Source organism: Endozoicomonas sp. ALC013, assembly GCF_049310205.1.
Taxonomy (GTDB): domain Bacteria; phylum Pseudomonadota; class Gammaproteobacteria; order Pseudomonadales; family Endozoicomonadaceae; genus Endozoicomonas.
On sequence record NZ_JBLYNS010000148.1, the window covers coordinates 1 to 11,536 of the forward strand.

Sequence of the window (11,536 nt, forward strand, 5' to 3'; positions counted from 1 at the left end):
CGGAAAGCCCGCACAGCCGCTGGTCAGACAACACCCGAAGGTGGGAAGAAATGATCCCTGCCCCTGCGGTAGCGGGCGCAAGTATAAGAAGTGTTGCGGCTGATGGGTGAGAAAAGGCCGTTTCCCACGGGATGAACCGTGGGAGTGCAATACCAGTGATATTCAATGCTTTTGAACTGAATCCGCCATTTACCAAAACCTGCGTAAAGCATCGCCCAATGCGGGCGGTGATATAAGCAACAAGCCCGTATAGGGCTTGCAGAACCGGAAGTCTTAAGTATTTACAGGTGTTTAGTATTTCTGTAATATTTGCGACATGAAAACAAAACGTGCTTTTAAAGAAAGATTCTACCCAACACCTGAACAGGAAGCACTCCTTGCTCAGTCGTTTGGTTGTGGCCGTTTTGTTTATAACAACACCCTCCGTTTTCGCACTGATGCCTACTACAAAAATGGGCAATCTATCTCCCATTCCAAGGCAGAAAAGCGGCTTGTGTCGCTCAAGACAGAGTTCCCATTTCTGGCTGATGTATCCAGCGTCATCCTGCAACAAACACTCAGGGATCAGCAGGAAGCCTTCAAGAACTTTTGGGCTGGCAGGGCGAAATACCCCAAATTCAAAAAGAGACATTCGAGGCAAAGTATACGGCTGACAAAGGCCGCTTTCAGCATGAAAAAAGGCCAACTGTTCATCGCCAAAAGCAAAGAACCGCTGAATATCCGCTGGAGCCGAGAACTTTGTTCTGAGCCTTCCAGCATCACCATCAGCAAAGATCGGGCGGGCCGGTACTTTGTTTCCATGCTTTGCGAGTTTGAAGCTAAACCAATGTCTATCAGCAACAAGACAGTAGGTATTGATTTAGGTTTAACCGATCTGTTCATCACATCGGACGGTAAAAAATCCGGCAATCCCCGTCACACCCGACGCTATGAGCAAAGGCTTGCCTACCTTCAGCGTCAACTGGCTAAAAAGCAGAAAGGCAGTAACAATCGAGCCAAAGCAAGGCTCAAGGTTGCCCGTGTCCATGCCAAAATAGCCGACTGCCGGATGGATGCTACCCACAAGGCATCCCGTACACTCATTAACGAAAACCAAGTTGTGTGCGTTGAATCGTTGGATGTGAAGGGCATGACGGAAGGCCGCCCCATCAAAAATCCAAAGCTGGCAAAACATATCGCAGATGCCAACTGGGGAGAGTTTGTCCGACAACTGAAGTACAAGTCTGAATGGGCTGATCGTACTGTGGTTGAGATAGACCGTTTCTTTCCCAGTTCCAAGCGGTGCTCCTGCTGTGGGTTTGTCCATGAAAGTCTGCCGTTGTCTATTCGTGAATGGGATTGCCCTGAGTGCAATACCCATCACGACAGGGACATAAACGCAGCAAAGAATATAAGAACCGCCGGACTGGCGGGGTTAGCCTGTGGAGCGACTGGAACGGGGATAGCGGCTTAAAAACCGCTATCTAGGGAAGGCGTGTTGAAGCAGGAAGGTTCTTGGAGCGATCTAAGAACCCTCGCCCGATAGGGCGGGGAGTGTCAGATGTTGCTATCATCGACATAATGAGGGTTTGATTGACCATACCAGCTGCAAAGTCCCTTGTGGTTACGCCCATCGTGTAATGGCTTAATATTTGCGTAAGATGGCTGATCGTCTGGTAATGGAAAGCTTAAAGATTTAGCGAAGTCTTCTACTTCTTTAATTTGTTCTCTAATTAACTTTCCTCTACTTAACTTTTTTCTAATTATAGGAGTTAGTGCGTCAGTACCGCCCCCTAACATTCTTGAGACAATACAATGCCTGGCAGTTAAAAGACCCTGTTGTTTAGCTACTGCATGTTCTGTGGATTTCAAAGCTGGAACTAAATTATCTTTTACTTGAGATGCCAAAGAGTTTAAAGCTTCTTCAGTTATATCAGGATATGCAATTCTGTATGCATTTTTAGTAAGTTCAATAGATGCTTTGATATAATATTCTTCCTTGCATTGCCATAATCGCATTGCATCGTGTAAAGACAGGGTCTTTTTAAACTCACTTTTATTTGAGTTTTCTATTAGTATATCTTTCAGCTTATTCTCTAGATTAAGCATATGTTTAATCATGGAAAGAACAATCTGATTGTTTTTTTGGGAAGCGATGAGGGAGTTATCCCAATGGGGAATTGTCCCGTCAGATCCAGCAAATGGCATATCAATAGTGCGTATTAGTAGACCATTCTTTCCCCTAAGTGGAATGAGTGGATATTGTAATGCACTTGCCGATGAGTCAAGTTCCTTTAAAGGTATATTTATATCACTATGAATGCCGCCGTATGTATAGAGGAGCGCTAGCCGATAATAATCACTTCGTAATGCTTGATTTTCCAGTCCTACGTTGTGTAGTTGCGTAATGTTAACAAAGTCTTTATAGAGCTTATCGCAGTCAGGCTCATTAGAATCTTTTAATGCTTTATAAAAGTCTTCATTCAGTTTGTCGACGGTGATGATTTCCACCGTCCCGGATATACCATCACATTTTGATTCTGCAGCAATAAATTTCATTGGTTTATCAGTCAGAACGCAAACATGAAAATCATTGAACTTTCCAAGGCTCTTAAAATGGTGAACTATTTGTACCTGTCTCTCAGGGAGAGTTTTCTTACCAACCCATTCAAAAAAATGGTTTCTTGGAATTAATTCTCCATGTGTTTGACTTGTAAATTCTTGATATGCACTCTTTATTTCAGAATCTTTTAGTATTAACTCTTCGATAAAGTTTTTTGTAGGTAAAGCTTGAGTGGAAGAAATGTTCATAAAACTCCGTTTAACTAATTAAATCCTTTGATCACAAAGAATTAAAATTGTTAAATTCTAACTAGTAATCAGCTTAGAGTGTGTGGTCAAGAAAAAGTTCCATAAGTTCGAATGAGAAAAGAGCACTACCCGCAAAACCTGTTCTGGTTGTGCGGGTAACGTACAGCAGATCACAGGCGATAAAACACCTATCCGGAGATAAGTTCCTCACTTTGGATGTCCAGCCGGGACTTCACCCGGCGTTCTTCCAGTTCTTTCTCTGCCTGTTCTTGCAGTTTTCCAATGTACTCACAATAGGCCGTCAGATTTTGCCTGCGGTTCTGGTCGAATTGTTCAAAACGATGTTTAAAGATCAGCTGATCCTCTTTGCTCAGGTTCATCCAGCTTGGTCTGAAACCCAGGTCTTCCGGGTTTAACAGGTCGTGCACAGCGACCCATTCCTCGCCTTGGCGAAGTTTCATGCCGGGGTTGATAATGTAATGGCCTCGACGGATGCGTTTGAATAGCCTGCGGTTATAGGGTGCATCCCGATCGACCTCATTGCCGGAGAGAATACTGCTGATGTAGCTCTGCTTTTTCCGACGTTCCGGTAAGACCTCGTCCGGCAGGGTTTGCACCCATTCGGTAATGTCTTTGGCCGAGAAACCCTCGCCTCTGCCTGCCAGTTCGCCCAGTTTGCGATAAAACATGGCAAACATCAGGTTCAGTACAAACAGTCCCATCAGGCGCTTGTCCAGCTTGATCAAACGGCCTTGGGTCTGGATGGACAGGCTGTCCGGTTCCAGGTTGCTGTAGACCGGTGCCAGTTTATGGCGGGCATAGCGCTCATCCATCAGTGCCTGTTCCAGTGCCATCTGCAGGGCGTTGAGACCATGGCTGCCAGACAGATCCGGGTTGGCACCGCGCTCCATCAGTTCCCTGACCAGGCCAGCATTGCCAAGACGGGCGGCAACCATCAACGGGGTCAGGTTGAAGATGGTGCGGTGGTCGATGCCGTATTTCTCTGTGTCGCGCAGTACACTGCCGGGGTTATTGAGGTCGTAGGTCATGTAGTGCTTTTGGTGCAGTTGTTTGACCGCTTTTTCTTCCGTCTGTGTGGCGGGTTTAAAGCCGCTGGTGAGCAACTGGTTGAGCATGGGGCGATGCCAGTGGATCAGGGCGTATTCCAGAGCCAGCAGCTGCTTTTTCCTGTTATTGCCGCTTGTGGCTTCTTTCTGCAGTTCCATGAAGGCGGTGCGATCGAGTACCGGCCAGGGTACCGGCTTTTGCTGCAGTATCCGGCTGCGGATCTCATCGGCCTGTTCCTGCTTGCCCTGCAGTTCCAGCTTGCGGGCCTCTTTCTGCCACTCATCCAGGCTGGAGTCCTGCTTATCCATCTGCAGGTCTCCGGTAAATCGTTCCAGGTCCAGTAGCCGCATTAACGGATGCTTCTGGTTGGCTTCGATAATGTAGAGGTTGCTCACCGCCCGGGTAATGGCAACGTAGAGGGCGTTGATATAAAACTTGTAGACTTCCAGGGATTTGTCCTGTTTGTTTTTCGCCCTGGCATATTCCAGTGTCTCTTTTTCCAACGCGGCGGGGTCTACACCCGAAGCAATATCCCGGAAGCTCTTTTCTTCATCGCTGATAAAGTTGTAAAGAATGATATTGTCGTATTCCAGCCCCTTGGCCTCCTGGATGGAGAAGACCAGCGGCGTATTAAACCACTGGCGGGCGGCGGCTTTCTGGTCCGGGTGCATCACCAGCACGGCAAAGCGGGTGGAGCGGGCGGTTTTGCTGTCCAGATCCTGTTTGACCTTTTGGCTGTTGGCCAGCAACTGCAACTGTCCCCGGTGTTCGCCAATGCTGTCGACCAGGTAGTTGCTCTCTTTGTCGATGGAGCCAAAGCGGGCGTGCTTCAGTTTCAGAATCCGGTTGGCAATATGGGTGATCACCGGCGCATTGCGGTAATTGGATTGGAGTATCCGGATTATCTCACCCTCACCGGTCAGGCCCTGCTGCTCGAAAAACAGGGTCTTGACCTTGGACCAGGAGAAAAAGTTCGGGTGGACAATCTGGTTGGAGTCACCACAGAGGATAAAGTGGCCCGGATACCTGAGGGTCTTCAGTATCAGGTAGAGCTGAATGTTGGTAATGTCCTGCACCTCGTCCACCACGATAAAGTCGTATTGGGGTTCGGCGCTGGCCAGGTAGCGGTGGCTGATAATGTTAGTGTCGTATAACTGTTCCTTTTCCAGGAACTGCCGGTATTTATCGAACAGGTCGTAAACGCCCGAACGCTCTTCTTCACTGAAGATGGATTGTTTCACCCCCAGCTTCAGGTACTCATCACGGGAGAGCCAGGGTGATTCGGTAGAAGGGCCGGTCAGCACGCCCCGGAACTCCTCAAAGAGTTTATGAGGGTCTTTCTGTTTGCTGTTGCCCTTATGGCGCTGGAACCAGCCTTCAAAGTCTTTCAGCGTTACTTCCCGACCGGCGGGTACCCGAATGCTTTCCAGGAACTCCCGAAAGGAGAGAAATTCCACATTCTGTTCTTCATTATCGTACTGGTGAGCGTAGTAAAGATTACGGGCGCTTTGTACCAGAAAGGGGGAGTGACTGACGTATAGTACGTCGCCCGTCGCTTGCTTCATTTTCTCCAGGGTCAGGGCGGTTTTGCCGCTACCGGCGCTGCCGATAATCACCAGGGGCGGCGGCAGCTGATAAACGGACTGCTGTTCACCATCGAAGGAGATTATCTTGTCCAGCAGGTTAAAGCGGTCGTGGTCGGTATTGAGATAAGTCAGTTCTGGTGAGGACTCAGTTTCCGCAGCCTCAATCGGCGGAATTTTTTCCTCATCAATGGTTACGCCCCGTTCCAGGAATCGGGACTTTTCATAGGCGTGATTGCGGATATACTCCAGAATCAGGCAGTAGGGCTCGCCATTGTACCGGTGCAGGGAGAATAACAGCCGATCGTTACGGTTCAGCCGTGCGCGGTAAAGGTTATCCCCGATCTTGCGCACATCCGCCTGCTGGAAATTATTGTTCTCAAGGGCTTTGCGAACTTTGGCAAAGCCGGGTATCTGGTCTGCATTGAGATCGTTGTATAAAAGTATATTCATGGGCAATAGGGTAGAAAACCTGCTGTGCTTTTGCGAGCGTCGAATGCTCTGATGATGCCAGTATTATGAATGGGTGGCCGTTGGCCAGCAATTGTTCAGAGATGTCTAATTCGATTGGTGTTGGTGGTAAATCAGAAATCCTGTCTGGGTTTTATGCGGTTGACGGAATTGACCGTTCAGGGCAGGGCCATTCTTTCGGGTTTTCCGTTATTGGCAAACGGGGTGGCTTTACCGGGTTTGCAATTGCGCGTTATAAAGGGCGTGGCCGGTCTCTGGCGCTTCCTGCCAGGCAGGGTGAGCAGGATAACAATAGGGAACTGCCCGGGCAGAATGAGATTGTTCACCGGTCATTAAGGTCTCGTCGTATATATCCTCTGCCGAGTGTTATTCGCCCTTTTTTATTCCATCCTTTTTTATTCCGTCCTCATAAGCTTCGCAGGCGCTACTGGCCGAACAGTTACCCGGCTCATCGACCGCCATTTAACAGCCATTATCCTCAAACGATGGGTGGTCTGGTTGTTTTTGGGCAGACTGGCAGGATCATGCAAAGATTTCCGGCAGCGGCCAGAAAAAGGCGGTCTTGGAAAGCTACAAAAAAAACAGTCAGGAAAGAGACAGCCTGGCAAGTTGGTCACGGTAAGATTGTCGGCGGTAAAGCCATTTTTCCGGACAGTGATCTGGTCTTTTTTCAGTTGTGTCTTGACTACTATGCCAACTGCGCCAAAAACGCCAATCACCCAGCCCGGCATGGGGCACACTCCCAATATGATCCGCTACACCGACCATACTGTGACCTGTCCTGTGGTGACCATGTATATGGTCAGGTAATGGACTGCTCTGAGGGGGGCTCTGGCCGATGCTTGCCAGAGGGGCCGGGAAGGCAGTGCGAGAGCCCGGGGAAGCATCCCTGCTTTTTCAATGGCACATGCTTTTGTGGCAAAGGCAGTGATTCCGGTGTTGTTATGTTCAGAAAATTCCGGATTGGGCTTTGGAGCATCAAGCTGTTAACCGCTTTGTTTTTATTCTTTCTTCTTATTGCCGTTCTGGAAGCCTTTACAGGTCTTCATGGCTCCGTCTCTTTCGCCAGCCCTTCGGCTTCGGAACTTTTGTCCGGATTAATCGTTGCCCTGGGGATGATGGCAATGGCCCTATTGGTTTTGTGTGTACTGATAAAGTAAGTAGCTGGCCATATGAAATCACATATTTCTGGCTACTTGGGCAGGTGCTATGCGAGGCACAACGGAGGGAGCATAGCCGTAGCTATGTGACCGGAGTTGTAACGAAGCACGACTGCATGGATGCAGGAGCTAGAGCAACGCAGGAGCGGTTGCCGGGAGTGCCTGAACAAGGAGTCAGAAATATGTGATTTCATATGGTTAGCTACTTAATACCAACTCCGCCTTCTGAAGAGCGTTTTCAGCAAGCTGTTTTGGATTGTCGCTATTGATTTCTGATCATTTGGTCATGCTATATGTTTACCGTCGGGAACTTTATTTAGCAATTGTTGACTAATGCTTTATTCGCTAATTCAAAGATGGCTCCTGTGGACAGGTTATTCGCAGGAACATCTTTGATCTGTCCAACCTCCTCCTTTTGCTGGCAATCACCCGGTTAAAGTAGTTGTTTATATGTGTAGTAGTTAAAACGATGGATCCAGTAAATGTGTATGCCGGTTGTAATTTGAACGATTTGAATAACCCGGCAAGACCTCAGCGCCCCGATAGTCCTGATGAAAACAACGCCTCTGGTACATTCTCCCGGATGTGCAGGCAGGTGGCTTCTCTCCAGCCAGGAGCGGTTGGCCCTGCTGTGCAACCCCGGGAGACTGATCGTGAGTCATTTATCCCCAATATACCTGGCCCTGCTCATTTTTCAGGCTCCGGCACTTTTGATGTTGTTTCTCAAACCAGCCTTGCTTCGGCAGGTAAAGTTACCTCGGAGCGGGATAAACCGCCAATTGAAGAACACTGGTATCAAAAAGATAAAATGGAGTATCTCTTAGATAATCTTTTGCCAAAAAAATACTGGAGCTACTTATTTCAGGAGGGTGTTATTAAGGAGGATGAAATGCATGAATTAAGAGCATTACGTATACGAAGACCCAGAGCCGAGACATTAGTTCAGATGTTAGAAAAAAAATACAAAAATCCTGGCCTTTTTGGTTTGACTAAGGAGAAAATTCTGGAAACAATTTTTACAGCCCTCGGTAAACACCAGTCATTCTTGCAGGATTGTCTCAATAAGGAATATCTGGAAACCCATCCCGGCAGTCTTAAATCCAATACTTCATCTGGTAATCAACGATCAGTGCCTGAGGACAGGCGTAATGCTCAGTATGCAGCCGCAGGACGGAAGTGTGCGTACAAAGGTGAAACAAGACAAGGCTGTGAGCATGATGATCAAGGGTTAATGAAGAAAGGCGGTAAAGGTTCAAAAGATGATACAAACAACAAATTTTCCAATGTGAAAGACAGTTTTCCTGTTCAGGAAAGTTCAGTACCACAACAACCATCATTATTGCAGGCACCACTCCGGTTTTACCCATGATCAGCGTAATCTGATGAATCGGTAAAATTCTCCATCCATGGCAGGGAGTGCTCCGGGCAAGTTGACAGCTCTGGGAAAAGGGAGATAATAGAGCGGTTTTTTGTGGTGTAGAGTTTTACCATTACTGTTTTGTAGCCAGCTTTTGTAACGATTAGTGAGTCAAATTCAGTGCTGATTCTTCGCTTCAGGGTCAGTGTATTTGATATTGGGGAGAGGTTGTCAGCTGGCTCTTGCCGAAGTATACTGATGAACAATTTGATGCGGGGTGGAGCAGCCTGGTAGCTCGTCGGGCTCATAACCCGAAGGTCGTTGGTTCGAATCCAGCCCCCGCTACCAAATCCTGAAAAACCCCCTTTGCGGGGTTTTTTGTTAGGTAGCGAGTAATTGATGTGTGATGGCCGTTCTGGTCATTGTGCGAATATATGGGGCTTTATAGCCCTTTTTTTGTTTTTTTGGCAGGTATTCAGTCGTGGCAGGTAAGCAGTCGCAGCTGGAGACACTTATCGAGCCGATCGTGGAGTCGCTTGATTACCGTCTCTGGGGTATTGAGTTTGTTTCCCGTGGGCGGAATTCGCTGCTTCGGGTCTATATCGACGCAGAAGATGGCATCACCCTGGAAGATTGCGAAAAGGTCAGTCGTCAGGTGAGTGCCGTTATGGATGTAGAAGACCCAATTGCGGACGAATATACCCTGGAAGTATCTTCTCCGGGATTGGACAGGCCGCTGTTCCGGCTTGAGCAGTACGAGATGATGACTGGCCATACGGTCAGTATACGCCTGAGGGTGCCTTTTGAAGGGCGCAGAAAGTATCGGGGCATCATCAAGGGAATTGAAGATCAGGATGTCGTTATAGAGGCCGATGGCCATGAGCTTCTGTTGCCAATCGAAAGCATCGATAAGGCGCAGGTGATACCACAGTTCGACTGAATTATCCTTCAGGCCGGGCGGATATCCCGGTTTAGCAGCCAGGGATGTGTTGGCAGGAGCCTGTCGGACTTGGCTGACCAGAGCGAGAAAAGCCTGATTTGAGACATTTTTCATGCTGATTTGAGGGGAATAGCAGGGCTATTTGACGAAAAGCAGCATGGATTGTGACCAGATCAGGCTTTTCTCCGCAGGTCAGAAGTGAGTCCGGCAGGCTCCATAGGCATGGACTGGTTCAGCATAGGCGAGGCAGAGCATGAGTAAAGAGATTCTGTTGGTCGTAGAGTCCGTATCCAATGAGAAGGGAGTACCGCCCGAGGTCATCTTTGAGGCGTTGGAAACCGCTCTGGCGACAGCGACCAAAAAACGGTACGAAACCGAAGTGGATATCCGGGTTGCGATCAACCGGGCTAATGGGGAATACGATACATTCCGTCGCTGGACTGTGGTCGCTGACGAGGATTTTGAGTTTCCCGGCATGCATCTGACTCTGGATGAAGGCAAGGAGCACGACGAGTCTCTTGAAATTGGTGGTATCTGGGAAGAACCGGTTGAGTCGGTAGGCTTTGGCCGTATTGCCGCTCAGACAGCCAAGCAGGTGATTGTCCAGAAGGTGCGTGAAGCCGAGCGCCTGCAGATGGTTGAGCAGTACCGAGACAAAATGGGCACCCTGATTTCCGGTACCGTCAAGAAGACAACCCGTGACAGCATTATTGTTGATCTTGGCAATAACGCTGAGGCGGTTTTAAAGAAAGACCAGGTATTGCCCCGCGAGAACTTCAGAATGAGCGCCCATGTTCGGGCCCTGCTCCATGAAGTGTCCACCGAGGGGCGTGGTCCGCAGTTGATGCTGTCAAGAACAGCGCCCGCGATGCTGATTGAGCTGTTCCGTATTGAAGTTCCTGAAATTTCAGAAGAAGTGATTGAGATCAAAGGTGCTGCCAGAGATCCGGGTTCACGGGCCAAGATTGCCGTGAAAACCAATGATGGCCGGATTGATCCGGTCGGTGCCTGTGTCGGTATGCGTGGTGCCCGTGTTCAGGCGGTCTCCGGTGAACTGGGCAATGAGCGTGTTGATATCGTGCTTTACGATGACAACCCGGTGCAGTACGTGATTAATGCCATGCAGCCGGCAGAGGTGGCTTCAATCGTTGTCGATGAAGACAAAGGCACGATGGATATTGCGGTCAGTGAAGATAATCTGGCTCAGGCTATTGGCCGTGGTGGTCAGAATGTCCGCCTTGCCAGTGAACTGACGGGCTGGATCCTGAACGTCATGACCGAAGAGGACGCCGCTGCCAAACAGCAGCAGGAAGCGGGTCGTGTGGTTCAGACCTTCAGGGAAAAGCTGGATGTTGATGATGATCTGGCTGGACTGCTTGTGGCAGAAGGTTTTACCTCCATGGAAGAGATTGCATACGTCCCTCTTGAGGAGATGTTGGCCATTGAAGGCTTTGATGAAGATATCGTTGAACAGTTGCGCTCAAGGGCCAAGGATCAGTTATTGACTCAGGCCATTGCCCAGGAAGAAAAGCTCGATGGTACCCAGCCTGCTGATGACCTTCTGAATATGGAAGGTATGGAGCAGCAACTGGCCTATGAGCTGGCCAGTCGCGGTGTCGTTACGATGGAAGACCTGGCTGAACAATCGATCGATGACCTTCTGGATATTGACGGAATGGATGAAGATCGGGCTGGTGAGCTGATCATGACGGCGCGGAAACCGTGGTTTGAAGAAGCGGGTAACTGAGCGGGCCACTGAGAGGAGAAGTGTGAATGGCAGATGTAACCGTAGAGCAACTCGCAGCAGTGGTCGGCGCTCCAGTGGAGCGGTTGTTGCAGCAGATGAAAGACGCTGGTCTCACCAAAAGCAGCGCCAAAGAGTCTGTGTCCGATGCAGAAAAACAGCAGCTGCTGGCCCACCTGAAGCGAACTCATGGTGATGCCGGTACCGGTTCTGAGCCGACCAGGATTACGCTGAAGCGTAAGACGGTCAGCCGCATGAAAGTGTCTGGTGGCAGTTCCGGCAAAAACAAAGTGGTTAACGTAGAAGTACGTAAAAAGCGCACTTACGTCAAGCGCGAAGCCGCTGAAGAAACACCAAAAGCGGATGAAGCGGCGGCCCGTCCTGAAAAGCAGGAAGAGCGTGGCCAGCGTCGGGATGACCGTG

Annotated in this window: 9 protein-coding genes and 1 tRNA gene; 8 read left to right on the top strand and 2 right to left on the bottom strand. The window is 49.1% G+C overall.

What is annotated here, in order from left to right:
• Positions 1-103 (top strand): SEC-C metal-binding domain-containing protein (locus ACO6V1_RS19740; protein WP_422468151.1); only part of this gene is annotated, 103 nt, incomplete at its 5' end.
• Positions 104-316: 213 nt separating this feature from the next.
• The gene (locus ACO6V1_RS19745; RefSeq protein WP_422447451.1) at positions 317-1,453 is read left to right on the top strand and encodes an RNA-guided endonuclease InsQ/TnpB family protein; all 1,137 of its coding nucleotides are present in this window, start codon (positions 317-319) and stop codon (positions 1,451-1,453) included.
• An 83-nt stretch (positions 1,454-1,536) separates the two neighbouring features.
• On the opposite strand, the gene ACO6V1_RS19750 is transcribed toward ACO6V1_RS19745, so the two are convergent.
• The gene (locus ACO6V1_RS19750; protein WP_422447449.1) at positions 1,537-2,790 is read right to left on the bottom strand and encodes a glycosyltransferase; all 1,254 of its coding nucleotides are present in this window, start codon (positions 2,788-2,790) and stop codon (positions 1,537-1,539) included.
• A 188-nt stretch (positions 2,791-2,978) separates the two neighbouring features.
• Positions 2,979-5,894 carry a UvrD-helicase domain-containing protein gene (locus ACO6V1_RS19755; protein WP_422468143.1) on the bottom strand — a complete coding sequence of 972 codons (2,916 nt, stop codon included), beginning with the start codon at positions 5,892-5,894 and terminating at the stop codon, positions 2,979-2,981.
• Positions 5,895-5,995: 101 nt separating this feature from the next.
• On the opposite strand from ACO6V1_RS19755, the gene ACO6V1_RS19760 reads away from it, so the two are divergent.
• From ACO6V1_RS19760 to ACO6V1_RS19785, 6 genes are all read left to right on the top strand, one after another.
• Complete coding sequence (locus tag ACO6V1_RS19760) at positions 5,996-7,072, top strand: hypothetical protein (protein ID WP_422468145.1); 1,077 nt, start codon at positions 5,996-5,998, stop codon at positions 7,070-7,072.
• 469 nt (positions 7,073-7,541) lie between these two features.
• The gene (locus ACO6V1_RS19765) at positions 7,542-8,441 is read left to right on the top strand and encodes a hypothetical protein (protein ID WP_422468147.1); all 900 of its coding nucleotides are present in this window, start codon (positions 7,542-7,544) and stop codon (positions 8,439-8,441) included.
• Positions 8,442-8,700: 259 nt separating this feature from the next.
• Positions 8,701-8,777 (top strand) — tRNA-Met (locus tag ACO6V1_RS19770).
• Between the two features lie 133 nt (positions 8,778-8,910).
• Entirely contained in the window at positions 8,911-9,369 is a 459-nt protein-coding gene (rimP, locus tag ACO6V1_RS19775; RefSeq protein ID WP_101746603.1) for a ribosome maturation factor RimP, read from the top strand.
• Between the two features lie 253 nt (positions 9,370-9,622).
• Complete coding sequence (gene nusA, locus ACO6V1_RS19780; RefSeq protein ID WP_269672643.1) at positions 9,623-11,116, top strand: transcription termination factor NusA; 1,494 nt, start codon at positions 9,623-9,625, stop codon at positions 11,114-11,116.
• A gap of 26 nt (positions 11,117-11,142) precedes the next feature.
• A partial coding sequence (locus tag ACO6V1_RS19785; protein WP_422468149.1) for a translation initiation factor IF-2 associated domain-containing protein occupies positions 11,143-11,536 on the top strand: 394 nt, incomplete at its 3' end.

What these genes read in the sequence shown, in the direction of transcription:
- nusA (WP_269672643.1), top strand. Translation starts at nt 9,623, where the DNA reads ATGAGTAAAGAGATTCTGTTGGTCGTAGAGTCCGTATCCAATGAGAAG.
- ACO6V1_RS19755 (WP_422468143.1), bottom strand. Translation starts at nt 5,894, where the DNA reads ATGAATATACTTTTATACAACGATCTCAATGCAGACCAGATACCCGGC.
- ACO6V1_RS19760 (WP_422468145.1), top strand. Translation starts at nt 5,996, where the DNA reads ATGTCTAATTCGATTGGTGTTGGTGGTAAATCAGAAATCCTGTCTGGG.
- ACO6V1_RS19765 (WP_422468147.1), top strand. Translation starts at nt 7,542, where the DNA reads ATGGATCCAGTAAATGTGTATGCCGGTTGTAATTTGAACGATTTGAAT.
- ACO6V1_RS19745 (WP_422447451.1), top strand. Translation starts at nt 317, where the DNA reads ATGAAAACAAAACGTGCTTTTAAAGAAAGATTCTACCCAACACCTGAA.
- ACO6V1_RS19750 (WP_422447449.1), bottom strand. Translation starts at nt 2,790, where the DNA reads ATGAACATTTCTTCCACTCAAGCTTTACCTACAAAAAACTTTATCGAA.